Source organism: Burkholderia sp. 9777_1386 (genome assembly GCF_015712265.1).
Classification (GTDB): Bacteria; Pseudomonadota; Gammaproteobacteria; order Burkholderiales; family Burkholderiaceae; genus Burkholderia; species Burkholderia cenocepacia.
Genome location: NZ_JACCQB010000020.1, coordinates 1 through 25,671 on the forward strand (window position 1 = coordinate 1; position 25,671 = coordinate 25,671).

Sequence of the window (25,671 nt, forward strand, 5' to 3'; positions counted from 1 at the left end):
CCCTTCCCCCCTGAGCAAGGAGCAGCCATGACTTCCGACACGACGCAGGTGGACCGCACGCCCGCCCCCGACCCGGCGGAGAACAATGCGTATTTCCCGTCGCCGTATTCGCTGTCGCAGTACACGTCGTCGAAGACCGACTTCGACGGCGCCGATTACCCGAATCCGTACACCGGCGGCAAGTGGAAGGTCCTGATGATCGCGACCGACGAGCGCTACATCCTGATGACGAACGGCAAGATGTTCTCGACCGGCAACCATCCGGTGGAGATGCTGCTGCCGATGCACCACATGGACAAGGCCGGCTTCGAGATCGACATCGCGACGCTGTCGGGTAACCCGGCCAAACTCGAACTCTGGGCGATGCCGCAGGATGACGAGGCCGTGCAGAGTACTTACCGGAAATACCTGCCGAAGCTGAAGACGCCGCTCAAGCTGTCCGACGTGCTCGACCGGCATTCCGGCGCCGATTCGCCGTATATCGCGGTGTTCATTCCCGGCGGTCACGGCGTGCTCGCCGGCATTCCGCACAGCAAGGACGTCAAGCGCACGCTGCGCTGGGCGCTCGACCACGACCGGCACATCATCACGCTGTGTCACGGGCCCGCATGCCTGCTGTCGGCCGCCGTCGACGAAGATCCTCAGGACTACCCGTTCAAGGACTACGAGATCTGCGTGTTTCCGGATGCGCTCGACACGGGGCCGAACCTCGACATCGGCTACATGCCGGGCCCACTGCCGTGGCTCGTCGCGCAGAGCCTCGAAAAGCTCGGCGCGCGCGTGCTGAACAAGGACATGACCGGCCGCTGCCATCAGGACCGCAAACTGATCACGGGCGACAGCCCGCTCGCGTCGAACGGCGTCGGCAAGCTCGCGGCCGCCGCGCTGCTGAAGGCGGTCGGGCACTGACGGTACGGCCACGCCCCGGCGGCATCTCGCCGGGGCGTGGCCGCAGCGCGGCACGGCGCCGCTTATTCGCGCGTCCACCCGTTCTCGTAAAGCCGCCCGGCCAGCACGCCGAGGCGCGACGCGAGCACGTAATTCTCGCCGTCCTCGATCAGCGCCGAGCGCACGTCGCGGAACAGCTTCTCGATCGGGAATTCGCGCGTGGTGCCGTTGCCGCCGAACAGCTGGAACGCCTCGTGCGTGATCTTCATCGCCTCCTCGGTCACGCTCACCTTCGCCTGCGCGGTCGCATACGGATGACTCTGCGGCGACATCCGCGAGAACGCGAGGCTGCGGCGCGCGATCGCGCGCGCCATCTCGAGCCGGCGCAGCATCTCGCCGATGCGCAGGTGCGTCATTTGGTGATCCATCAGCAGCGCGCCGCCCTGCTTGCGCTCGTGGCAATACGCGAGCGCCAGTTCGAACGCGGCCCGCGCCGCGCCGACGAACACCTGGCACATGTGCGTACCCGCATACGACCACGTCGAGGCGAGGTTGCCGAGATAGTCGTCCTTCAGCGCGACCGCGAAGCGCTTCGGCACCTTCACGTTGTCGAAATAGATCTCGCCCTGTGGCAACGAGCGTTGGCCGATCTTGTCGAGCGGCTTGCCGCGCGACACGCCGGGCAGATCGAGCGGCAGGATCATCGCGATGCCGTTCGTGAACGCGCTGCGCTCGCCTTCGCCGTAAAAGCCGTCGCCGTAATCGGCCGCCATGTACGCGAGCGCGACCTGCGCGACCGAGCCGTTCGAGATCCACGCCGAGCTTTGCCCGTTGATCACGATCTCGTCGGTGCCGACCTTCGCGGTCACGTTGCCGACCGGCTGCCGGCCGTTCCCGGCGAGTTCCTGCCGATACAGGATCGCCGCATCCGAGCCGCGATCGGGCTGGGTGTTCATCCAGCAGCCGACCTTGCCCGCGCACATCTCGATCAGTTCGGCGTTGCCGACCGTGTGCGCCATCATCAGCGGCATCGTGGCCGCGCCGATCGACACGGCGAGGCCCGAATCGCCCCAGCCGAGCTCCTCGCCGATCAGCGACTCGATGCGCACGGCCGTCTCCGGCGGAAACTGCGCGATCAGTTGCGGATCGAGCCCGAGCTTCGCGCTCTCGACGATCGCGGCCCAGTACGGAGAACCCGGGGCGATCACGTCCTCCGCCGTCATCCGGTCGAGCTCCCGGCCGATCGGCCGCAGCACGTCGCGCGCAAAACGATGAACCGTGTGCTGGATTGCGCTTTCCTCTTCGCTCAGCGGCGTCTCGAAGCCGGTCATGCCGACCACGGGCAGCGCCGCGGACTTGTTCAGACGAATCATCTCCGTTCTCCTCCTGGACTCGAATCATGTCGGCCCGGCCGCGGACGCGCCTGGCCATCCCACATCTAGTAATACATACCAAACATAGGTCATCATGACAAACACAGGAAGCAAAAAAAAGACAGGGTATTCCCCTGTCTCGGTTCGCGTGGCCGCTGCAGGCTCGTGTGCTTATTTGCCGGCCGGAACCGTCAGCGTGCCGTAGGCGATCGCGCGCGACGTCGCCGCGAAATACGCGTCGAGCGCCTGCGTGTGCCGCCCGATGGTGCCGTACTGCATCGCGAGGCCATCGGCCAGCGCGATCAGCATCGTGGCCGCATGCCGGCTGTCGGCCGCGCTGAAGGTGGGCGTGACCGCGCGCACCAGCTGCGCGAGGTCGCGCGTGAGCGCCGAATACCATTCTTCGCACAGCTTCAGGCATTCGGCGTCGGTCGCCGCGAACGACAGGAAATGCCGGAACAATGCGTTGTACTTCGCATCCTTCGCATCGGCGATCGAGCGCACGATGATCTCTTCGAACACGTCGCGTGGCGACGCATCGCTGCTGATCGCGCGCTTCATGTCGTCGAGATACGCTTCGATGACCGGCTCGATGACGGCCCGCAACACGGCGATCCGGGTCGGGAAGTAGTACTGCAGATTGCTGACGCTGATGCCCGCGGCGGCCGCAACCGCGCGCTGCGAGAATTCGAGCGGGCCGCCTTCCAGCAGCAGCTTGCGGGCAACGCGAATGATCGTGTTGCGCGTGCGCAGGCCTTGCGCCCGCAAGCCGTCGGTATTGCCCGCTGCGGCGGCGGCAGTCGAAGTGCGCCGCTTTCGGGGGCTGCGCTGCTCGTTGGACACTGTCATCGTGTTCGTCGTGAAGATGGCGTTTCGGCTTCGTCGAATGGACGCTCCGTGCCTTACGGAGCGCCAACGACTATACCCGATGCGCGCTGCATTTTCCATCGAGCCGCCCTTGCGCCGGGCGGGCCGGCCGGATGCACGTTGGCGCGTCGCGACGAGCGCGTGCGCCGCTACATCGGCCGCACCCTGCGGTTCACGCGTGCGTCGAGCAGGTTCGCGACGCCGAGCATCGCGGTCATCGCACACCATCGCAGCGGCTCGGGTGGCATCGAAGGCGTCTTGTGCGTCAACGCGTCGAGCAGCGGCGATCGTCCATCGTGAATACGCTCGGCCAGCACGCGCCCGATCAGCGATTGCGTGCCGACGCCATGCCCCGAACACCCGGCCGCGTAGAACACGTTTGCGTGCGCGCCGGCCGCGCCGACCACCGGCAACGCATCGCCCGCGAACGAGATGTAGCCGCTCCAGCACGCACGAACCGGCACGTCGCCGAGTTGCGGAAAGCGCGCGCGCAGCGTCTTCTGCAGCGCGCGATACGTGTCGCCGTCCGGCACGTTCGGCGTCTGCGAGCCGTATACGTAGTGCAGCCGCTTGGTGGTCAACAGCAGCGTGTTGCGCGCGGTCAGGCGGTGGCTTTCCATCGTCAGGTGCGACGTGACGATGCCCTCGCGATTCGGCCAGCCGAGCGCCGCGAGCTGCGCACCGGACAGCGGCTCGGTCTCGAGCGCCGACACGCGCAGCGGCATCACCTTGTCGCCGAGCAGGCCGAGTTGCGGCGTGTACGCATTGGTCGCGAGCACCAGCACCGGCGCACTCGCGCTGCCGCGCGCGGTGCGCACGCGCACCGTCTCGCCCGCGTCGAAATCGAGCAGCGCGGTGTTCTCGTAAAGTTTCACGCCGGCCGCGAGCGCCGCGCGTCGCAAGCCCGTCACGTACTTGCCGGGATCGAGCGTGCCGCCGCCCGGCACGTACGCGCCGAACAGGAACGCCGGCGGAATGCCGCGTTCGCGCATCGCCGCACCATCGAGAAACTGCGCGGGCGAGCCGAGTTCGATGCCGGTGGCCATGCTCTCGCGCAAGCGCTTTTCCTGCGACGGATGCACGCCCGCGCGAATGATCCCCGACGCGCGGTAGTCGCAGTCGATCGCGTATTCGGCGAGCTTGCGTTCGACGTACGCGACGCCTTCGTCGTAGAAGCCGACGATCCGCCTGGCCTGCTCGCGGCCGACCCGCTTGAGAAACAACTCGTATTCGAGCCCCTGGCCGCCGGCGAGATAGCCGGCGTTGCGCCCGCTCGCGCCAAAGCCCGCGAACTCGCGTTCGAGCACGACGACGCTCGCGCCGCGCGCGGCCAGTTCCAGCGCGGTGGACAGGCCGGCGAAGCCCGCGCCGACGACGATCGCATCCGCCTGCACGTCGCCCTCGAGTTCGGGTTGCGCACGCTCGGGCGGCTCGACCCAGCCGCCGACGGGGCGATACTTTCGCAACGCGGCGTCGGCGCGAATTTCCTCGCCCCAGCGCGCGAGCGGCCCGAGCGCATCGGCGCCCGCCGCCTGCATCGCCGCTGCCGCACCGACCCCGACCGACGCCGGTCGCGTCGTCTGCCCTGCCTGCGCTACTTGCCCGAGCGCGATTGCGCCGTGTGCGTCGCCCATGTTCGCCTCCGTCAATCCCTGCTGAGAATGTGAATCGCCAGCGCCGCCTCTTCGACGCCCTGCAAGCCGCCGCCGTTCTCCTGGATCGCATGACGCGCGCCGTCCACCTGGCGTGCACCCGCTTCGCCGCGCAACTGCGTGACCAGCTCGTACAGCTGACCGATACCGGTCGCGCCGAGCGGATGACCCTTCGATTCGAGGCCGCCCGACGTGTTGATCGGGATACGCCCGCCGAGCGTGAACTCGCCGCGCTCGGCGGCCGGACCGCCTTCGCCGAGCGGCACGAAGCCGAGGTTCTCGGCCTGGATGATTTCGCCCATCGCCGACGCGTCGTGCACTTCGGCCACGTCCATGTCCTCCGGCCCCACGCCGGCCTGCTCGTACGCCTGCAACGCGGCGAGCCGGCCGATATGCTTGTGCGGCTCGTCGATGCGCCGCCGCGTGAAGCTGCGGATCACGCTCGCGGCGATCCGGATGCAGCGGCCGCGGTCGGCGCCGATGCGCTCCAGCCCTTCCTCCGTGCACAGGATCGCGGCCGCCGCGCCGTCCGACAGCGGCGCGCACATCGGCAGCGTGATCGGGTACGTGATCGGTGCGGCCGCCAGCACCTCGTCGATCGTGAACGGCTGGCGAAACTGCGAGTACGGGTTGTGCACCGAATGCCCGTGGTTCTTCGCCGACACGGCGGCGATCTGCCGCTGCGTCGTGCCGTACGTGTGCATGTGATGCCGGCACAGCGCCGCGTAGATCTTCATGAAACGGCTGTACGGGCGGTCGGATTCCGAGCCGGGCGGCGGCTCGATCCCTTCGCCGAGCCGCGCGAGCATCGCGAAATTCTCGTCGACGCGCGACACGTCCCAGCCGGCCTCGAACAGCGCGAACGATTTCGCCTTGTCCGCGACGTTCATCTTCTCCGCGCCGAGCGCCAGCGCGACGTCGCACGCGCCCGACTGCAACTGCCGCACGGCGAGGTGCACGGCCGTACTGCCCGACGCGCACGCATTCTCGACGTTGAACACCGGAATGCCTTCGAGGCCGATCTTGCTGAACACGACCTGGCCGGGAATCGACAACTGCCCCTGCAGCGCGCCGTTGGTGATGCCCGCATAGAACGCAGCGCGGATCGCATCGGCGTGGCAGCCGGCGTCCCGCAATGCGCGCTGCAGCGCCTCTCTCGCCAGATCGTCGAGGCTGCGGTCGAGATGCCGGCCGAACACGGTCATCGCAATGCCGGCGATGTAGATGTTGCTCATCGTATGGAATCCGTATGAAGCAGGTTCATATCCTGCATTGCTGGCCTTGCCAGTACCGTTCGCGCAGGTCCTTCTTCAGCACCTTGCCGGCCGTGCTGCGCGGCAGCGCGGCGACGAAGTCGACGCTCTTGGGCGCCTTCACCGAGCCGAGCTTCTCCTTGCACAGCGCGACGAGTTCTTCCGCGCTCACCTGCTGCCCGGCATTGAGCTCCACCACGGCCTTCACCGCTTCGCCCCATTTGTCGTCGGGCACGCCGATCACCGCGCAGTCCTGCACGGCCGGGTGCGCCCAGATCACCTGTTCGATCTCGCTCGGATAGACGTTGAAGCCGCCGCTGATGATCATGTCCTTCTTGCGGTCGGTGATGTGCAGATAGCCGTCGCGATCGAGATGGCCGATGTCGCCGGTATGCAGCCAGCCGTCGACGATCGTCTCGGCCGTCTTGTCCGGCGCGCGGTAGTAGCCCTTCATCACGAGATCGCCGCGTACGCAGATCTCGCCGGTCTCGCCCTGCTTCAGCAGCTCGCCGCGCTCGCCGACGATCTCGACGCGCACCAGCGGATTCGGGCGGCCAACCGACGCGAGCCGCGTGTCGGATGCGAGCTTGCCGTCGACGAAGTGCTCGGCCGGCGTCAGGTACGAGATCGATGCGGGCGCTTCGGTCTGCCCGTAGCCGCCCGTCATCACCGGGCCGAACACGTCGATCGCGCGCTTGAGCTTCTCGACCGACATCGGCGCGGCACCGTACAGGAAGTAGCGCAGCGACGAGAAATCGACCTGCTCGATGCCGGGGATGTCGAGCAGCCGGTAGATCACGGTCGGCGGCAGGAAGAACTCGGTCACGCGATGCTTGACGATCGCGCCGAGCAGCAACGCCGGATCGGGCTTCGGCAGCACGACCACCGTGCCGCCGCGCGCGGTGCACGGCAACGACATCATGCCGGCCGTGTGCGTCATCGGCGCCGCGGCCAGATTGACCGGGCGCGCATCGTCGTACGTCATCGCGATCATGAATTGCGCGAAGTACGTCTGCAGCGAACGATGCGTGTTCATCACGCCCTTCGGCGCGCCCGTCGTGCCGCCCGTGGCCGACAGCGCGACGACGTCGTCCATCGCGTAATCGACGGCCGGCGGCGTCGCCGGCTGGTGCTCGGTCCACGAAGCCAGCGACGGCGCCCACGGCAGGTCGGCGTCGAGGCACACCCACAGCCGGATCTTCGGCAGGCTCGGCCGCAGCGCATCGATCGCGGCCGCGAACGCCTGATGGAAGAACAGCACTTCGCAGTCGAACGCATCGAGCACGTACTGGTTCTCGGCCACCGCGTTGCGGCCGTTCACCGGGATGTATGCGAGCCCGGCGCGCCACATCCCGAGCGCGCAGCTCCAGCCGATCACGTCGTTGTCGGCCCACACCGCCGCCTTCGCCTCCTTCGCGAAGCCGGCGGCGAGCAGCCCGTTGGCGATGCGGCACGACAGCTCGCCGATCTCCTGGAACGTGTAGTTGCGATCGCCCTGGATGTACGCGATGCCGTCGGGATTGAGCCGCCAGCCGCGGTCGTAGAAATCGATAATGGCCATGTCACAAGTTCCGTTGGGTCGGGTCCGGTGCGGCGGCGGCCATCACAGTTGCGTGACCGTCGCGCGCGCGAGCCCGCGCTGTTCGAGGAAGCCGAGCAGGTAGCGATGGCCGAATGCCTTCGAGCCGGACGCGAAGCCCGTGCGCGCGGTCTCGCCGTCGAGCAGCTTGAGCACACCGGCCGCGTGAATCGCGCCCGTCGAGATGTACGGCGTGACGCCGTGCACGGTCGCGCGCACCGCCGCGAGCTGGCCGCGGCCGATCGCGACATCGACGCTGCGCTGGATCGTCGTGCGCTCGCGCGGCGGCATCGTCGGCGTGGTCGACGCGACGACCTGCTTCAGCACTTCGTCCTGTTGCTCGCGCGGCAGGTGCTTGTATTCGGCTTCCCACTTCTGTCCGAACTGGTGCACCAGCTTCATCACGTTGTTGTCGTAGAAGCCCACGCACGAGATGCAGCTGCGCACGCGCGCATCGTGCTCGAAATAGACGGGCAGCGACGTGCCGCCCCACGGCAGGCAGAACACCGGCTGCATCAGCTCGGGCGTCGCGACGATGAACGACGCGTCCGCGGCGTGCGGCACGAGCGCCTTCTCCCACAGGTAGCAGGACTCGTGGCGCGCGCCGTCGAAGATCGTCGCGGTCGAACCGATGCTCACGCCGGCCGCGCCGCGCGGGCCGCGCGTCAGCGTGGCCGTCTCCAGCGCGTCGATGCCCGGCGTTTCGAGCGCGAGCTCGGCGGCGATCTCCGCGAACGTGTACATGTACGCGTTCGACGACGACGCCAGCAGGCCGGCCTGGCGATACTGCTCGCCGAACTCGTCGCGCACCGCACGGATATACGACTGTTCGCCGGTCGTATCGAGGTGGTGACAGCCGGCCTTCAGCGCGGCCTCGACGCCGACGAGCCCGAAACTCGAGAACGGCCCGACCGTGTTGCACACCACCTTCGCCCCGCGGAAAGCCTTCACGAGCGCATCGACGTCGTGCTCCGCCTCGATGATTTCGTATTGCGCGGATTCGAGCCGCACGACGCGCTGCGCCATCATTTCCTTCGCGCGAGCCGCATTGCGCGCGACCGCCGTGAACGGGATGTTCTGGTCGATCAGCCAGTCCATGATCAACATGCCGGTGTAACCGCTTGCGCCATAAACGACGACGGGGTGCTTAGCCATGGTTGTCTCCTGAAACGTGAATTGTCGGGAACCGGTTCGGTTCGAGGTCGGGTACTGCTGCTTCGTATCCGGCGCGTTCTTTTGTAGAACACATTACCAATCTTAGGTCACTATGACAAAGTAAAAGACAAAGAAAAAGGCAGGGTATTCCCGGCCCTGACGCCTTTCGCGCATCATCTCGCCGCCCCGTCCGGCGACAGGCCGGCCAGATAGTGCGCAACGGCACGCGTGTCGTCGCCCGACAACGTCGCGGCCAACGCATTCATCGCGCCGGTCGGATCGTGCCGCTCGCCCGAGCGGAACGCCGCCAGTTGCGCTTCCAGATAAAGCTGCCCCTGGCCGGCGAGGCGCGGGGCCGGATCCTTGCCCGTCAGCGCCGCGCCGTGACATGCGCGGCAGCTTCGCGCCGCTACGAGCGCCATCCCCCGCGTGTCGAGCGCCGCATCGGCCGGCACGGGCTCGTTGCGCGCCGGCGCCTGTCGCGCGAAGTAGGTCGCCAGCGCGTCGATCTTCGCGTCGTCGAGTTCGCGCGACAGCGGCCCCATGGCCGCGTTGCGGCGCTGGTCCGCGGCGAACGCGCGCAGTTGCGCGGCGAGATACGTGGCCGGCTGGCCGGACAGCGACGGATACCATGCGTTCTGCGACTGCCCGTGCACGCCATGGCAGAAGAAGCACGTCTCCTGCGACTGCGGCCACGCGCCGCCGTTGGCCCTGTCGGCTTCGCCGATCGCGGCCATCGCCTTCTGGTAACGCATGCCGTCGACGAGGTCGGGGCCGTACAGCGTGCCGGCTGCCGCCACACCCGCGATCACGAGCGCCGCGCCGATCATCCAGGTTCGTTTCATTCAGGCCTCCCCGCCGCGGCCGGCCAGTTTGCCGAGCGCCTGCAGCGCCGCACGATGCCCGGAGCGCACCGCGCCGTCCATCGCGCCGGGCCACAGATCGGCCGTCTCGGTGCCCGACCAGATCAGCCGGCCGGCTTCCGGGCGCAGGAACCTGCCCCATTTCGTCCAGAACCCGGGCGGCAGCGGGTGGATGCACTGCAGCGTCCACGGATCGACGCGGCCCCAGTCGTAGTCGTGAAACTGCGTCGGGTGCAGCGCCTTGTCGCCGAGCGCGCGCGCGAAGATGGCCGACAGCGTCCGTTCGGCCGCCTTCGGTTCCGCCGGCAGTGCGCCCGGCGCGACGAACGCGGCGAGCACGCCGATCGAGCCGTCCGGCGGCGAGTTGTCGTACGCCATGAACACCGGGCCGCCGACTTCGAAGATCTGTCCGTTGTAGCCGTCGTCGCGCCAGAACGGCCGGTCGTACACGTGCACCGTCTTGCGCATCGGCGCATTCGCCGGCCAGTTCCGCTGCAACTGCGCGCGGCCGTCCGGCAGCGGCGGATCGAACACGATCTGCTGGCACAGCGCCGGATTGAGCGCGACGATCACGCGCCGCGCGCGCAGCACGCCGCGATCGGTCTGCACGTCGACCACGTCGCGATCCCAGCCCGAGATCTTGCGCACCGGGCAGGACAGTTGCACCTTCGCGCCGAGTTCGCTCGCCATCCGCAGGCTCAACACCTGCGAGCCGCCGACGAAGCGCGTTTCCTGTGCGCCGCCCTTGGTCGATTCGAGCTTCGCGTAGTCGCAATCGGCGCTGTTGATCACCGACAGGTAGTGCAGCAATCCGAGCTGGGCCGGTGCGCCGCCGAGCGACAGCTTCGCCGCGAGGCCGAGGAAGTAGCCGTCCTCGTAGGTCACGCCCTGCTTGAGCAGCCAGTCGCCGTAGGTGAGCTTGTCGAGCTCCGCCGCGTGCTGCGCGGTCCACGGTTCGCGCGACGGCACGCCGCCGGCGAGTGCGCCGAGCTTCGCGCCGATCGCGTCGTCGCCGCCCGAGCCGCCGTGGAAATCCTGGGCGACGCGTGCGTCGCCGGCCAGCACGACGGTCTTGCCCGCGTAATACGTCGGGAACGTATCGACGCCGAGTTCGCGCGCGAGATCGGCAATCGCCGTCTGCCCCGGCCCGATCCACTGGCCGCCGGCTTCGGACACCACGCCGTTGCCGAGGTCGTGATTGTAGGTGCGCCCGCCGACGCGATCGCGCGCCTCGACCACGACGAACGATTCGCATCCGGCGCGCTTCAGGTCGCGCGCGGCGGTCAGCCCCGCGAGCCCCGCGCCGATGATGACGACGTCGAACACGCCACGATCGGCGGATGCCGACGCCGCGCCTTCGGCGAACGACACCTCGCCGGTGGCGAGCGACGCGGCGCCCGCGGCCGCGGCGCGCAATATCCGCCGCCGGGCCTGCATGTCCGGCTTGTGCTTGCGCTTCATGTCAAGTGCTCCATGCTTCCTCGTTTTTCTCGATGGATTCAACTCACGGCGCGGCCAGCACGCCGTCCTGCGAAAACAGCACCGGCTTGCCGCGCGCGTCGATCAGCGCGGCGGTGAGGGTCGCGCGATCCGCGCGCTGCACGACGTCGAACGGACCGCCGGCCACGCGCTGCGTCAGCACGAGGCCGTCCAGTCCGACGCCGGTCAACCCGCCGCCGCTCGCGACGAGATCGGTGACCGAGCTGCGCGTGCCGGTATGCAGCGCCGTCCACGTCGCGCCGCCGTCGCGGCTCTCGAACAGGCTGCCGAGCAGCCCGCCGACCACGATCCGGCCGTCCGGCATCGCGACGCCCGACCACAACGTGCCCTTGCCGCCCGTCGGCAGATAGGTCCAGTTCGCGCCGCCGTCGGCCGACTTGAGCACCATCCCCTGTTCGGACACGATGTAAAGCGTCTGCGCGGCGTCGGCGAACACGTGATAGAGATTGCGGTCGGCCTTGCCGCCGCCCGGTGGCTTCGGCAGCGTCGTGCGCGCCCACGTCCTGCCGCCGTCGTGCGTCTGCAGCATCAGCGACCACAGGCCGACGGCCATGCCGTCCCGCGCGCTCGTGAACAGCACCGAGAACAGCGGCTGGTCGACCGACGTATCGAGCCGCTGCGTGACCCACGTGTCGCCGCCGTCGTCGGTCGCGAGAATCGCGCCCCACTGGCCGACGGCCCAGCCGTGCTTCGCATCCGCGAACGACACGGCCGACAGCGTCGCCGCTACCGGCATGCGTCGCGCCTGCCGCCAGGTCTTGCCGTCGTCGTCGGACAGCAGCACGATGCCGTGCTCGCCGACCGCGACGATCCGCGTTCCGGCGCGCGCCGCGTCCATCAGCATCCGGTGCGCCGGCGCGGCCCACGCATGCGCGGGCTGCGCGGCCCAGGCCGCTACCGTTCCGTCCTGCGGTTGCGCGAAGGTCGCCGCGGCGGCGCAGAGCGCGGTACAGGCAACGAGCGTCTTGATCATGGATGGATCTCCGTAGTGGTCGGCATGCGGTCAGTGGCTGAACAGCACCGACCAGCCGGCATGCGCGACGCCGAGCACGATCGCGGGGGGCTTGTCGGCAACCTGCACGGCCGCTGTCCGACGCCCGGCGTCGACGTCGGCGTCGTTCGGCGATGGAGCCGCAGCCGGTTCGCCACCCGTGGTGTGGCGCACACTGACGCGTTTCACGTCGGTCGCGAACGCGTGGGCCGGCGCGGGCTGCTGCGCGACCGTTTCATGAAAGCGTGCGAGGGCGGCCGCCACGAGGCAAAGTGCGCCGCAAACTGCGAAGGTCTTGAGCATGACTGGATCTCCGTCGGAATGTTCGTCTGCGTCAGTGGCTGAACAGGCCCGGCGCGCGAGCCGGCTTGCGGCGCGGGAACCCGCGCTCGAGCAGCGACGCGAGCGCGGGCAGCGCGGTCATCGCCATCACGAGGTTCACGATGAACATGAACGCGAGCAGCTTGCCCATGTCGGCCTGGAACTTGAGCGCCGAGAAACTCCACGTCGCGACGCCGATCGCCAGCGTGATCGCGGTGAAGATCGTGGCCACGCCCACTTCGAGCATCGCGTGCTGCACCGCCTTCACGATGTCCTGCCCGCCCGCGAGATGCACCTGCAGCCGGTTGTAGATGTAGAACGCGTAATCGACGCCGATACCCACCGCCAGCACCATCACTGGCAACGTCGCGACCGTCAGCCCGATCTGCAGTTCCTTCATGAACCAGTAGCCGATGAAGGTCGCAACCGACAGCGGCACGCAGCACGCGAGCATCGCGCGCCAGTCGCGATACGCGAGGAACACGAGCACCAGGATCGCCGCATACACGTAGAGCATCATCGGCAACTCGCTCTTCTCGACTTCGTCGTTCGTCGCGGCGAGCACACCCGCGTTGCCCGCGGCCAGCCGCACCGTGATGCCGGGGAACGGATGCGACGCACGGTATTGCTTCACGTCGTCGAGGATGCGGTTGATCGTCGTCGCCTTGTGGTCGGTCAGGAACAGGTGCACGGCCGTCATCCCGCAGTCGCGGCTCATGAAGCCCTTCACGCGGGACACGTCGACCGACACCGCGCCGTAGTTCTCGGCCGCGATCGGCACGACGTTCATCTTCGGGAAATCCTCGTTGTAACCCTGGTTGTACGCGCGCAGCATCGCCGCGTACGACTGCACCGACACGACGCCCGGCTCGGTCTTCATCGCGGCCGAGAAGTCGTCCTCGTACAGGCCGACCGCCGGGTTGTCGCACGCCTTGCCGGTCGACTCGATCGCCACCGTCAGCCAGTCGAGGCCCATGTCGTAGTTGCCGGCGATCGACGTCGCGTCGCGGTTGAAGCGCGCGTCCGCGCGCAGCTCCGGCGCGCCTGGCTGCAGCGTGCCGATCACGCGGTCGCGGCTTTGCCAAGCGGCGAGCGCGAAGATCGCCACCGTCAGCGCGACGGTGACGCCCGCGTACTTCGGCTGCGCCACGCGGGCGAGCACGCGCAGCGGCTTCGCACGCTGCTGCGCGCGCTTCAGCGAGCTGTCCGCATAGGTTTTGGTGAAGTTGAAGCACGATGCCGCGACCGGCAGCAGGATCAGGTTCGTGACGATCTTGTAGGCCACGCCGAGCGACGCGGTGATCGCCAGCTCGCGCACCATCGGGATCGGGATCAGCAGCAGCGTGATGAACGACACGAACGCGGTGATCAGCGCGAGCACGCCCGGGATCAGCAGGCCGCTGAAGCTGTGGCGCGCTGCATCGAACGAACTCTGCCCGTGCGCGATCTCGCGGACGATGAAGTTCACCTGCTGCACGCCATGCGACACGCCGATCGCGAACACGAGGAACGGCACGAGCACCGCGAGCGGATCGAGGCCGAAGCCGAGCAGCTTCAACGTGCCGAACTGCCATACGAGCGACGTGAGCGAGCACGCGACCAGCAGCACCGTGAAGCGCACCGAATGGCAGTACCAGTACACCGCGAGCGTGGTCAGCAGCAGCGCGACCGCGCAGAAGCCGAGCACGGCCGTCGCGCCGTCGGCGATATCGCCGATCTGTTTCGCGAAGCCGATGATCTGGATCTCGTAGCCGGCATCCTCGAACGGCTTGCGGATCTTCTCTTCGAGCAGATGATTGAATGCCACGTAGTCGAGCACCTTGCCGGCGCTGTCGCGTTCGTTCAGCTCGGCCGTGATCATCGCGCTGTCCTCGCCGTGCGACACGAGCGTGCCGACGTAGCCACCGAGCGTCGTCGCGCGGCGAATGCTCTGCACGCGCTCCGGCGTCAACTGGTCGGGGGTGACCGTGCCCGGAATGATCGGCTCCGCGCGAAACCCTTCGTCGGTCACTTCGTTGACGAACGCGTTCGGCGTCCACAACGAGCGCACGCCGATCCGGTCGACGTTCGGCAGGTACGTGACGGCCTGCGTGACGTCGTACAGCCGCGTCAGCCCCTGTTTCGACCAGATCGAGCCGTGCTTGGCACGCACGACCACCGTGATCCGGTTCGCGCCGAGCAGGTCGTTCCGGTATTGCTGGAACGTGCGGATGTACTCGTGCCCGATCGGCATCTGCTTTTCGAAACCGGCATCCATGCGCAGTTGCACGGCGAACACGGCCATCGCGACGGTGAACAACGCGATCGCCGCGAGCACGATCGCGCGGTGACCGAAGAAAAGCCCTTCCAGGCGACTGACCAGACGATTGAGCACGACGTTACCCCTTCATGTATTCCGGTGGCGTACGCCACCCGCCACCTGCCATCCGCCGCCGTCAGAAATTCCGCGTGACGAACAAGCCGACGAAATTACGGTCCGCATAAGGCTGGCCCACCGTGTTGTGGCCACCCCAGAACGAAGTGAAGTTGATGCCGGCCTGCCAGTTCGGCGGGTTCTGGTTGAACAGCACGTAGACGTTCAGCGACTTCGCACCCTGCATGTAGTTCGCGGTGAAGGTGGGCGTGTAGCCGTACAGGCCGGTCGAGAACGTCACGCCCGGCGTGACCTGCCAGCCGGGAATCAGCGAGCCGTCGTAGGTCCAGTTGAAGTCGATCGTCGCCCCCACCGAGCTCGACGTGCCCTGCGCCATCCCGATCGGATAGCCGGCCACCGACCCGTTGTTCAGCCACGGCAGGTAGCCGGTCTGCGGCACCTGCGTGACGGTCTGCCCGTCGATCGTGCGCGTCACGCCGCTCGACTTCAGCCCCGGGTAGTAGATCCACGTCAGTTCCCACGTCAGCGCGGCCGAATCGGCGCCGAGCAGTTTCAGGAACGGATACTCGCTGCGCGTGAGCGCGAGCAAGCCGTTGATGTCGTACTGGAACTTCTTCTTGTCGACCCATTGCTGACAGTCGATGCCGGCCACGCCGTTCGTGTTCAGGTCGAGCGGGCCGCCCGCGCCGTAGCAGCTCGACAGCGCGACCGCATCGCGCGGCCGGTACGACAGTTCGGTGCCGATCGCCCACGGCCCGACGCCGAAGTTCGCGCTGACGCCGAACAACTGGCGTCGGCCGAGATACGACCATTGCTCGGTGCCGTTCGCGAGCGACGCGAGCACCGGCGACTTGTCGGTGTAGTTCAGGTAGTAGAACGCGAAGTTCGCGTCGAACGCGCGCGGCGAATAGTTGAACTTCACGCCGAACTGCGGCCGGTATTTCGCCGGCAGGGTCGTCGTGCTCGGCAGGCCGATGTCGTTGAACGGCGGCCCGGCGTAGGCCCCGTTCACGAGCCCGTTCCTGATCGCGTTGAGCGTGTCCTGGTTGCCGGCCGCGCCCGATCCGCCGATCGCGTTCGCGATCGTGCCCGCGCTCGGGCCGGTCACGTTCAGGTTGTTCGTGTTGATCGTGAACGGCTCGGCACCGCGGCCGAAACCGTTCGTCACCGACCAGTACGAGCCGACCGGCGGGTAGCGGTTGCCGTTCCACTGGAACTGGTAGTAGGCCTCGGTGCTGAACCCGTGCGACAGGTCGGCCGCGAGGCTCACCATCGGCGCCGGCAGCAGCGCCTGCTTGAGCTGCGAGCCGGGGATCAGCAGCTTCTGCGTATCGATGGAGTTGGTCGCGTTGATGCCGCTCTGCGCGAACATGCTCTCGCCCCAGTTGATCACCTGGTTGCCGAGCCGCACGTGCGCGTTGCGCCCGCCGAGCGTGAAATCCTTCTGCGCCCACAGGTCGAGCAGCTGCGCGTTGTAGACGACCTGCGCGGCCGCGGTGCTCGACAACGGCGTGCGGTTCGTGTTCTTGGCCATGAAGTCGTACATGCCCGTGCCGCGCACCATGAACTTCAGCCCTTCGCTCGGCATCTTCAGCAGCAGCTCGCTGGTCGCGCCGACGTATGTGCTGAACGGCTGGCCCTTGCGGTAATTCAGGTCGCCGTTGTCCGCATAGCCCCACTGGTTGGTGTTCGCGCCCGCGCCGCAGCCGAAGGCGTTCGGGTCGCCGGTGAGCGAGCAACTCGGGTTTTTGGTCCGGATGCCGGCGCCCGCCGTCAGGTTCGTCACCCACGAACCCTGCACGGCGCCGCCGCCCACCGTGAAGTCGTATGCATACGCGCTCGACGTCGCGGCGCCCGCCATCGCCACCAATATCGTAGTATTCCTTAACAATCCTGCCGGTTCCATGACCCACCTCCGCCCCTGTTCGATGCCGGCGCACGATCGTTGCGCGCGCCGGTCCTTGTATCCGTCAGCCGGTGGTCGTCACCGTTCGCTGACCGAGCGCAGCGATTCCGCCGTGTAGAAATCCTGCTTGAAGCGCGGATCGTCGGCCTGCCCGAGCCAGCGCACGTCCTTGCCCTGTCCGATCGACGTCGCATCGAGCACGTAGCGGCCGTTGTTCATGTCGTACTGCGCGAGCGGCTCGTTGTCGCAGGTGCCGCCGAGCTCCCACACCGGAATCGGATAACTCTCCCGCACCTTCCACAGCTTGCCCTGCGCGTCGTAGTCCTCGCCTACCAGCGCGAGCCAGCTGTCCTCGTCGAGATAAAACACCTTCTTCGACGCAACGTGCCGCGCGCTCGGCTTCAGCGCCGCCTCGACGACCCACACGCGGTGCGCCTCGTAACGGCGGTTCGCGGCCGCGACGCCGTCCGGCGTCGCGACGTCGTGCAGCTTGCTCTTGAACCTGTACATGCCGAACGCGTTGTACGGAACGATCATTTCCTTCTTGCCGACCAGCTTCCAGTTGAAGCGGTCGAGCGAGCCGTTGATCATGTTGCCTTCGTCGATCAGATACTGGTTCTCGAAGCCGATCAGCGGTGCGTCGTGCGTGTAGGCCGGCATGCGTCGCACGCGGCGCTGGCCGGGGAAGTAGTAGTACGTCTCCGAGGCCTTGTCGAAGTACTGGCGCTGCACGAACGCCTGGCCAGCCAGCGCGGCCGGCGAGTTCATCTGGAAATACACGGCCGCGCTGAGCTGGTCGACGTCCTGCGGCGAAAACTTGCCGAGCTTGGCGGACGGGAAGTACAAGGTCTGCGGGCCGATCGCGTCGATCCATTCGCTGCTGCCCGGTCGCGGCGATACGGTCGTCACCATCTGCGCCCAGTCGACGCCTTCGCCGCGATAACGCATCTCGTAGTTGAGCATCGCCTCGACGCCGTTCTTCGGTTGCGGGAACGGCACGCCCGGCAACACGGCCGACGCGAGCGTGTCGCCGGCCGGGCCGAGCTTCGCGGCCGTGAGGTTCGCCTTCGAGTTCTGCTCGGCGGCATCCGGCAACTGGCATTCGCGGTGGGACGGGTAGACGTCCATCCGGTAGCCCTTCTTCTGCTTGATCAGCGCGACCTGGCCGGGCGACAGCTTGTCCGCATACTTGTCGACGTTCGCCGCGTCGATCGAGTAGAGCGGCTTCTCGTTGCGATGCTTCCAGAAATCGCCGCGCACCTTGCCCCACTCCCAGCCGGCGTCGGGCGACTGCTTGCCCGCATAGGCCGGCACCGCGCCGTCCTTGCTCGCCGAGCGGTCGGCGCCGGCCGGCGTCAGGTCGTCCGCCGCGACGGCGGTGCCGATCGCGACACATGCAGCGGCCGCGATCGCGGACGTGGTCCAGAAACGATGCTTGTTCATCATGGTTCTCCTTGCTGCTCCGCCTTCGCTCGCCCATCCCGGACGAAACGCGTTTGTTTCGATCGTCACCGTCAACCGACGATGACGTCGCTCCGTGATCGAGGCTGGCCGGGGTTCCGGCCAGCCGCCTCAGCGCCATTCCGATATCTTTCGTCAGGACTGCGATTCGAATGGAACGCAGATCCGGCAAAAAACCCTCGTGCCTTCCGTCAGCCCTTGCCGGACCCGGCCACCGCCACCGCACGAATCTCGACGCACAATCCCGGCAGCGCCAGTTGTGTGACGCCGACCGCCGTCCACGACGGATAACGGTTCGGGAAATACACGTCCTTGACCGCCGCGAACGCTTCCGTCTCGCGTTGCAGATCCGTGTGGAAAGTCGTCAGTTCGACGACGTCGGCGAGGCTCGCGCCGGCCTCCTCGAGGATGGCCTTCAGGCACTCGAACGCGATCCGCGCCTGCGCCTGCACGCCGTCGGCCGGCTGCATCTGCGCGTCGAGGCCGACCTGGCCCGACACCCAGATCGTGTCGCCGACGCGTGTGGCCGGCGAGAAGTGGTACGCGTCGTACCACGGCTGGAACGCAGCCGGCACGATCGATTGCCGCTTCGGGGTTGCTGTCATGACGAGTTCTCCCGGTTCAGACGAGTTGACGGAAACATGGCGCGCGGAACGGATCGCCGGCCTTCAGCGCGGCGAGCTCCTCGACGAACAACACGCCGGCCGGCGTGAATCCCGAGCGGCTTTCGTCGGGCAGCGGGCTGAACACCGCGTCGTCGCCGAAAAAGCGCAGCACGAGCGTGTGGCGATCGGGGAAATCGGCATCCACCGCGCCGCCGCCGTGCAGCACGCCCGGATGGAGCAGCAGCACGTCGCCCGGCTTCGTTTCCCACGACAGGATGTCGTACGCGTCGGGCGCCACGCGACGCTCGGCCTCGATGTCCGGCAGGCGCGGCCACACGTCGCCGCCATGCAGCGGGTCGGTCGGATCCTCGGCGTTCTGGAACGTCGTGCCGTCATGCCGCACACCGTGATGCGAGCCGCGCACGATCTCCAGCGCGTTACGCTTCGGCACGTGTTCGAAGCTGATCCACGCGTTGCCGAAATGCATCCCCTGCCACGGCAGGTACGACGTGTCCTGATGCCACGGCGAGCGTGCGCTCTTGCCGCCGGCCTTCATGAACAGCTCCTCGGCGAAGTACCACACGTGCTTCGAGCCCCACAGGTCGGCGAACAACGGCCCGAACGGCAACGTGCCGACCAGCGCGTCGAGCCGCTCCTTCGCGTATGGGTTCGCGTTGTCGTTGTGCGACTTGTATTCGGTGCCGTCGAGCAGCGTCGTCGCCATCGGGCCCGGGTTCTCCATTCCCCAGTCGTACACCGCGCGGCATTGCGCGAGTTGTTCGTCGTCGAGCACCCCTTCGACGAGCACGGCTCCGTCCTCGAAGAACGCCTTTCGCTTCATTGCATCCATCGTCTATCTCCCGATTCGTTCAGCCACAACCGGCGGTTCGTCTTCGCTGCCGGCCCATCAGTAGAACATGATGACTATGTTAGGTCATCATGACAAAAATAATTAAAAGAAAAAGACGGGGTATTCCCTGTTTTGTCTGCATGATCGAACGGGCGTCGCCGCCCGCCGCCGGTCCGTCATGACAAACGGCTTTCGGCCTTCATACAGGCGCACGACAACGCACGCCCCTCGTTTCTGCGCGCCTTCATCCACGCAGGTGGTCGAACACCGTGTGCGTGATGAAGCCAACCAGTACCGCGTCGGCCAGCGCATCGACCGCGCCGTGCGATTGCATGCCGTCGCACAGCGCGATCAGGCCGAGCGCCAGCACCCGCGTGGGCAACGGCAGCGACACGCCGGCCCGCGCGGCATACGCGTCGATGCACGCGGCCGCGAGCGTCTGGCGGTCTCGCAGCAACGCGCCGAAGCGCGCACGGAACCGCGGATCGCGCGCCGCCTGGAGCTGCGCGTCGAGCCACATCAGGTGCACCGCACGCTGGGTCGCGCCCCTTCGCCAATACGCGAGCATCGCGCGCTGCGCATCGTCGGCCGGGTCAGGCGAACCGACGATCCGCCGCAATGCCGCGGCAGCCTCGTCCCGATCGCGGCGCAGCAGCTCGAACAGCACGTCGGCCTTGCCGCCGAAGTTCGAGTAGAACGCGCCACGCGTATGCCCGGCCGCCGCCGCAATGTCTTCCACGCTGGCGGCCGCATAGCCTTTCTCCGCGAGGATCGCGCGCGCGGCGCCGAGCAGGCGTTCGCGCGTCGCATCGCGCCGCTCGGCGCGGGTCAGGCGAACCCGGTCCATCCGCGCGCTCCGCGATCGGCGCGATCGGACCGGCAAGCGGTGCGAGCCACCCCCGTCTCCTCAGCAGAGCTACTCATTTCGGATACGACAACACGCCGGCACCGGTCCGACTGCGCCCCTTCTCCCGCTCCAGCGCACCATACGCGTAATAGAGCGCGACGGTCAGGTACGACCAGGTCAGCAGCGCCAGTACATAGAAGTTGAAGACGACGTTGGTATCCTCGCCGGGGATCCGGTAGAAATCGTAGATGCACGCGATCGCCTGCGAAGCAACGAGCGCGAGCGTCGTCGTCAGCGCATGGAGCGCGTGGCCGGCACGCGCGAGCCGCCACGCGAAACCGGCGAGATAGATCGACATCAGCGTCCACATCGCCACGTAGAAGTACGGCAACGCGTGCTGCAACACGCCGGCCACGAGCGCGATCGTCCCGAGCGTTGCAAGCACGAACAACGTCACGTCCTGCCGTATCGACGGCCGGTAGCCGTGGGTGACGGCCATCAGGCCGGCGACCGCGATCACCGGCATCCCGAACCCGCGCGAGAACGCGTCGAGAAAGTGCGAAATGAAGTACGACACCGGCGATTCGGTCGCGAAGAAGATCACCGCGTTGGACGCGGAGATCGTCACGATCCACCACTCGAAGCCGAGCAGGAAGTTGCGCTTGCGCACGAACTTGAAGCCGTAGACGCCGGTCGTCGCCGCGAGCGTCGCGCTGGAAAGACAAAGGACAAGTGATCTGTGATCCATGGTTCGAACTCCCGAAGTCGATTGCTGCCGTTGATTCACTGCCTGGCGGGGCTGAGGCTCGCGAGATAGGTCGCCACCGCCGCGCGGTCATCCGCCGACATCGCCTGCGCGACGCGCTGCATCGTGCCGGTCGCCTCGCGGCGCGAGCCCGTCGCGAATGCGTCGAGCTGCGCGAGCAGATAGTCGTAGCCCTGTCCGGCCAGACGCGGGAATTGCGCCTGCCCGGTCAGCCGTGCGCCGTGGCAGGCCGCGCATGCGCCGCCCGTTACCCACTGCTCGCCTTTCGTGCGCAGTCGTGCATCCGGCTTGAAATAGCGGTTGTCCAGCGGCGCCTGTTTCGCGTAATAGCCGGCCAGACGGGTGATCTCGGCTTCGCTCATCGTCATCGCGAGCGGGCCCATCGTCGGGTTCGCGCGTTGCCCGCCCGCAAACGCACGGAGCTGGGCGGCCACGTATTGCGCCGGCTGGCCGGCGAGACTCGGATACGCCTGGCTGAGCGACGCGCCCTTCACGCCGTGGCAGCCCATGCACACGTCGGTCACGCGCGGCCACGGGCCGCCGTCGGCGTCATCGGCCTGCGCGGCCGTATCGATATGACGCTGCAGGCGATGGAAGCCGAGCAGCGTCGGGCCGTAGAGCGCCAGCAACGCGCCGATCGCCACCGCCGCCGTGAGCAGCAAAAGCCGTTTCTTCATCTTCGTGATCCTAAGCATGACGCAGCGCATTGAGCGCCTGAAGCGCGCTTTGGTGACCGGCGCGCACGGCGCCGTCCATGTAGCCGGCCCAGATGTTCGCGGTCTCGGTGCCCGACCAGATCAGGTTGCCGCACGGCGCGCGCAGCGCTTCGCCGTGCGCACTCCAGAAGCCGGGCGGGATCGCCGACACGCACGTGAGCGTCCACGGATCGGCGAGCCCCCAGTCGCGATCGTGGTACGACACCGGCGCACGCGCTTCGTCGCCCCACGCCTGCGCATAGAGATCCACGTGCATCTGCTTCGCGGCCTGCGGGTCCGACGGCATCAGCGCATTCCGGACGAACGCGTTGATCACGCCGATCTCGCCCCCCGGCGGCGAATTGTCGTACGCCCAGAACACCGGCCCGTCGGTCTGGAAGATGTGGCCGTTCAAGCCCTTGTCGCGCCAGAACGGGCGGCGGTAGACCATCGCCGTCTTGCGCGCCGGCGAGTGGGCGGGCCACGCGCGCTGCAACGCGACGCGCTTGTCGGGCAGCGGTGGATCGAACCGCACCTGATGGCACAGCGCCGGATGCAGCGCCATCACGACCTTTTTCGCGCGCACCGTGCCGCGATCGGTCTGCAACGTGACGATGTCGCGATCCCAGCCGACGATCCGCCGCACCGGCGACGACAGCCGCACCTTGTCGCCCAGTTGCTGCGCCATCCGGATGCTGAGAAGCTGCGAGCCACCGACGAAACGGGTTTCCTGCGCGCTATGCTTGATCGAGTCGAGCTGCGCGTAATCGCAATCGGCGGAATTGATCATCGATAGGAAGTGCAGCAGCCCCATCTTCGCCGGCGCGACGCCGCCCGACAGCGAGATCGACGCGTTCCAGCCCATCCGGTCTTCCGCCTTGATGCCCTGCGTCGCGAGCCAGTCGCCGACCGACAACCGGTCGAGTTCGCGGGCCTTCGGCGACGTCCACGGTGCACCGCAAGGCACGTCGCGCGACAACCGGCTCAATTTCGCCGCAACGGCCTCGTCGGTGCCGAACGTACCCTTGAGGTCGATCTCGGCGCGCCCGTCGCCGCCGAGAATCACCGTCTTGCCCGTGTAGTAGCTCGGAAACGTGCCGACTTCCAGCTCACGGGCGAGATCGGCGACCGCCGTCTGGCCCGGGCCGATCCACTGGCCGCCGACTTCGGTCACGTGGCCGCCGCCCACGTCGTAGTTCAGCGTGCGGCCGCCCACGCGGTCGCGCGCCTCGAGCACGACGAAGGATTCGCAGCCCGCGTAGCGCAGATCGCGCGCGGCCGTCAGGCCGGCCAGCCCGGCCCCGACGATCGCGACATCGAGCACGTCGCCTTCATGGCCGGCGGCAGGCGCCGCATCGGCCTTCGCCCGCGCGGCGCCGAGTGCGAGACCGCCCGCCGCGACCGACGCCCCCGCGACCTTGAGCCACTGCCTGCGCTGCAGGTCGGCCGACCCGCTGATGGATGACTTCCTGGACATGATCTGTGAATGACGCCTGCAATGGGCGCGAACGGCGGCACGCCCCGATGGCGTGCGGCCCTCGCTCGCGCGGAATCCGACGACGGGATGCGATCTCGTTCCGCCTCACTCGCCCCTCACGGGGGCGCGCGAAGCCGGTTCGCATCCCTGCCTGTACACGCGCCGTACTGCCTTGTACCGATAAGGATTTTCCGGCGCCCTGAATTAGTACATGTTGCAAAAGATAGGTCATAATACATAAAACAGGATTGGAAAAAAAAGACAGGGTATTCCCCTGTCGCATAGCACATTGCAGCGCTTCTGAAAGGTCGCGGAGAGACCGCGTAGACGATGGCGGCCGGTGCAGTCTCCCCGTCTCCGTTCGGTTGCGCGGGCCGTACGGTAGTATGGCGATTCGATGGAACCCCGCTGAATCCGAACGAGTGGCCATGCCCGAATTTCCTTCATCTCCCGGCGCCGGCCAAGGCGCGCAGGCGCTCGTCCTCATCGCCGAGGACGAACCCGAGATCGCCGAGATCCTGATCGCGTATTTCGCGCGCAACGGCCTGCGCACCGTGCACGCCGCCGACGGCCGCCGCGCGCTCGAACTCCACCTGTCGCTGAAGCCCGACCTCGTGCTGCTCGACGTGCAGATGCCGCACGTCGACGGCTGGAAGGTGCTTGCCGAGATCCGCCATCGCGGCGACACGCCGGTCATCATGCTGACCGCGCTCGACCAGGACATCGACAAGCTGACCGGGCTGCGCATCGGCGCCGACGACTACGTGGTCAAGCCGTTCAACCCGGCCGAAGTCGTCGCGCGCGCCCAGGCCGTGCTGCGCCGTTCGATGGCCGGCGCGCGCCAGGAAGAGCAGCGCGTGCTGCGCGCCGCGCCGTTCGAGATCGATCTCGAGCACCACGAAGCGACGGTCGAAGTCGACGGCGTGCGCCACACGCTCGTGCTGACGCTCACCGAATTCAAGCTGCTCGCGCAGCTCGCGCGCGCACCGCGCCGCGTGTTCAGCCGCGCCGAGCTGATGGCCACCTGCCTGCCGGAAGGCGACGCGCTGGAGCGCACGGTCGACAGCCACGTCAGCAAGCTGCGCAAGAAACTCGACGATCTCGGCGTCGCGGGCGTGCCGGCCAGCGTGCGCGGCGTCGGCTACAAACTGTGGAGCGGCGAGTGAGACTCGACGGCCTGAGCCGCCAGATCGCGCTGACGATGGGCGCGATCGCCTTCGGCATCACGGTGCTGATCGTCGTGACGGCCTACGTGTTCTACTACCTGCTGTACCAGTACTCGCCCGAGTACTTCAAGCCGCAGAGCTGGGTCCCGAGCGGGCCCGAGTGGGTGTGGATCATTTCGACCACGCTGGTGGGCCTGCTGATCGCGGTCGTCGTCGCGGTCAACCTGTCGCGCCGCATCCTCGTGCCGTTGAATTCGGTGACGGACAGCATCCGCCGCGTCGCGCGCGGCGATCTCGGCGCACGCGCGGTCGCCGGCGACCGTTCGCTGAAGGAAGCGGCGCTGCTCGCCGACAACTTCAACGCGCTCGCGAGCGAACTGCAGCGTGTGACCGACGAGCAAACCTTCTGGAACGCGGCGATCGCGCACGAGCTGCGCACGCCCGTGACCGTGCTGCGCGGCCGGCTGCAGGGGCTCGCCGAAGGCGTGTTCACGCCGAGCGACGCGCTGTATCGCAGCCTGCTCGCGCAGGTCGAAGGGCTGACGCGGCTGATCGAGGATCTGCGCGTGGTCAGCCTCGCCGATAGCGGCCACCTGAGCATCGAGATCCGCGACACCGACCTCGCCGCCGAGGTACGCGCCGTGGTCGACGCGTTCGCGCACGCGCTGCAGGCCGCCGGCCAGCATCCGGAATTCGATCTCGACCCGCGACGCATGCGCTGCGACCCGGTCCGGCTCCGCCAGGCGTTGCTCGCGCTGCTGGAAAATGCGCGCCGCCATGCGGTGCCCGGTGCGATCCGGATCCAGACGCGCATCGAGAACGGGATGTGCCGGCTGCGCGTCGAGGACGACGGCCCCGGTATCCCGGCCGAGTTCGCGCCGCACGTGTTCCAGGCGTTCCGGCGCGTCGACGAGACGCAACCCGGCGGCACCGGCCTCGGGCTCGCGGTCGTCGCGGCGATCGCGCATGCGCATCGCGGCGAAGCGCTGTGCGTGCCGACCGGCGCGGGCGGCACACGGTTCGAGGTGCGGTGGCCCGACGATCTCGCGCCGGCGCCCGACAGCGAGCGCTTCCCGGCGTAA

General features: G+C 67.6%; 22 protein-coding genes. 3 read left to right on the forward strand and 19 right to left on the reverse strand.

Translation table 11 applies throughout. From position 1 onward, the window contains the following. The first annotated feature begins 27 nt into the window (after positions 1–27). Positions 28–909: a glyoxalase III HchA gene (gene hchA, locus H0X91_RS16950; RefSeq protein ID WP_034203060.1), complete on the forward strand. Its 882-nt coding sequence runs from the start codon at positions 28–30 to the stop codon at positions 907–909. Between the two features lie 62 nt (positions 910–971). Here hchA and H0X91_RS16955 read toward each other — a convergent pair whose 3' ends face one another. The 19 genes from H0X91_RS16955 to H0X91_RS17045 all read right to left on the reverse strand — a co-directional run bounded on the left by H0X91_RS16955 (position 972) and on the right by H0X91_RS17045 (position 23,423). After that, positions 972–2,261, reverse strand: a complete 1,290-nt coding sequence (locus H0X91_RS16955) for an acyl-CoA dehydrogenase family protein (RefSeq protein WP_058902518.1) — start codon at positions 2,259–2,261, stop codon at positions 972–974. Between the two features lie 171 nt (positions 2,262–2,432). Then, the gene (locus tag H0X91_RS16960; RefSeq protein ID WP_171983951.1) at positions 2,433–3,110 is read right to left on the reverse strand and encodes a TetR/AcrR family transcriptional regulator; all 678 of its coding nucleotides are present in this window, start codon (positions 3,108–3,110) and stop codon (positions 2,433–2,435) included. Positions 3,111–3,277: 167 nt separating this feature from the next. Then, positions 3,278–4,762 carry an NAD(P)/FAD-dependent oxidoreductase gene (locus H0X91_RS16965; RefSeq protein ID WP_058902517.1) on the reverse strand — a complete coding sequence of 495 codons (1,485 nt, stop codon included), beginning with the start codon at positions 4,760–4,762 and terminating at the stop codon, positions 3,278–3,280. 11 nt (positions 4,763–4,773) lie between these two features. Further along, positions 4,774–6,015 (reverse strand): thiolase family protein, encoded by a 1,242-nt coding sequence (locus H0X91_RS16970; RefSeq protein ID WP_058902516.1) that lies wholly within the window; start codon positions 6,013–6,015, stop codon positions 4,774–4,776. Between the two features lie 25 nt (positions 6,016–6,040). After that, positions 6,041–7,594 (reverse strand): AMP-binding protein, encoded by a 1,554-nt coding sequence (locus tag H0X91_RS16975; RefSeq protein ID WP_058902515.1) that lies wholly within the window; start codon positions 7,592–7,594, stop codon positions 6,041–6,043. Between the two features lie 42 nt (positions 7,595–7,636). Continuing rightward, positions 7,637–8,767, reverse strand: coding sequence for a saccharopine dehydrogenase family protein (locus H0X91_RS16980; protein ID WP_058902514.1), 1,131 nt, complete (start codon positions 8,765–8,767; stop codon positions 7,637–7,639). Between the two features lie 173 nt (positions 8,768–8,940). Beyond that, the gene (locus H0X91_RS16985; RefSeq protein ID WP_058902513.1) at positions 8,941–9,612 is read right to left on the reverse strand and encodes a c-type cytochrome; all 672 of its coding nucleotides are present in this window, start codon (positions 9,610–9,612) and stop codon (positions 8,941–8,943) included. Beyond that, positions 9,613–11,091, reverse strand: coding sequence for a flavin monoamine oxidase family protein (locus H0X91_RS16990; protein WP_058902512.1), 1,479 nt, complete (start codon positions 11,089–11,091; stop codon positions 9,613–9,615). A gap of 43 nt (positions 11,092–11,134) precedes the next feature. Continuing rightward, entirely contained in the window at positions 11,135–12,103 is a 969-nt protein-coding gene (locus tag H0X91_RS16995; RefSeq protein WP_196433161.1) for a WD40/YVTN/BNR-like repeat-containing protein, read from the reverse strand. A 30-nt stretch (positions 12,104–12,133) separates the two neighbouring features. Further along, on the reverse strand, positions 12,134–12,424 hold the full coding sequence (locus H0X91_RS17000) for a hypothetical protein (RefSeq protein ID WP_058902511.1): 291 nt from the start codon (positions 12,422–12,424) through the stop codon (positions 12,134–12,136). 31 nt (positions 12,425–12,455) lie between these two features. Further along, complete coding sequence (locus H0X91_RS17005) at positions 12,456–14,816, reverse strand: efflux RND transporter permease subunit (RefSeq protein ID WP_080331048.1); 2,361 nt, start codon at positions 14,814–14,816, stop codon at positions 12,456–12,458. A gap of 61 nt (positions 14,817–14,877) precedes the next feature. Then, entirely contained in the window at positions 14,878–16,722 is a 1,845-nt protein-coding gene (locus H0X91_RS17010) for a DUF1302 domain-containing protein (RefSeq protein WP_080331047.1), read from the reverse strand. 78 nt (positions 16,723–16,800) lie between these two features. Continuing rightward, on the reverse strand, positions 16,801–18,168 hold the full coding sequence (locus tag H0X91_RS17015; protein WP_058902508.1) for a DUF1329 domain-containing protein: 1,368 nt from the start codon (positions 18,166–18,168) through the stop codon (positions 16,801–16,803). A gap of 206 nt (positions 18,169–18,374) precedes the next feature. Beyond that, positions 18,375–18,788, reverse strand: coding sequence for a RidA family protein (locus tag H0X91_RS17020; protein ID WP_058902507.1), 414 nt, complete (start codon positions 18,786–18,788; stop codon positions 18,375–18,377). Positions 18,789–18,804: 16 nt separating this feature from the next. Then, the gene (locus H0X91_RS17025) at positions 18,805–19,638 is read right to left on the reverse strand and encodes a phytanoyl-CoA dioxygenase family protein (protein WP_006483085.1); all 834 of its coding nucleotides are present in this window, start codon (positions 19,636–19,638) and stop codon (positions 18,805–18,807) included. 244 nt (positions 19,639–19,882) lie between these two features. Then, positions 19,883–20,485: a TetR/AcrR family transcriptional regulator gene (locus tag H0X91_RS17030; RefSeq protein WP_058902506.1), complete on the reverse strand. Its 603-nt coding sequence runs from the start codon at positions 20,483–20,485 to the stop codon at positions 19,883–19,885. 73 nt (positions 20,486–20,558) lie between these two features. Further along, positions 20,559–21,233, reverse strand: coding sequence for a hypothetical protein (locus H0X91_RS17035; protein ID WP_006483093.1), 675 nt, complete (start codon positions 21,231–21,233; stop codon positions 20,559–20,561). 35 nt (positions 21,234–21,268) lie between these two features. Then, entirely contained in the window at positions 21,269–21,928 is a 660-nt protein-coding gene (locus H0X91_RS17040) for a c-type cytochrome (RefSeq protein ID WP_058902505.1), read from the reverse strand. Between the two features lie 10 nt (positions 21,929–21,938). Next, complete coding sequence (locus tag H0X91_RS17045; RefSeq protein ID WP_077021653.1) at positions 21,939–23,423, reverse strand: flavin monoamine oxidase family protein; 1,485 nt, start codon at positions 23,421–23,423, stop codon at positions 21,939–21,941. Positions 23,424–23,851: 428 nt separating this feature from the next. Here H0X91_RS17045 and H0X91_RS17050 point away from each other — a divergent pair, with 428 nt between their 5' ends. Together H0X91_RS17050 and H0X91_RS17055 are read left to right on the forward strand one after the other, a co-directional pair. Beyond that, the gene (locus H0X91_RS17050) at positions 23,852–24,589 is read left to right on the forward strand and encodes a response regulator (protein ID WP_006482275.1); all 738 of its coding nucleotides are present in this window, start codon (positions 23,852–23,854) and stop codon (positions 24,587–24,589) included. After that, entirely contained in the window at positions 24,586–25,671 is a 1,086-nt protein-coding gene (locus tag H0X91_RS17055) for an ATP-binding protein (RefSeq protein ID WP_058902504.1), read from the forward strand. Before H0X91_RS17050 ends, H0X91_RS17055 begins: the two co-directional genes overlap by 4 nt.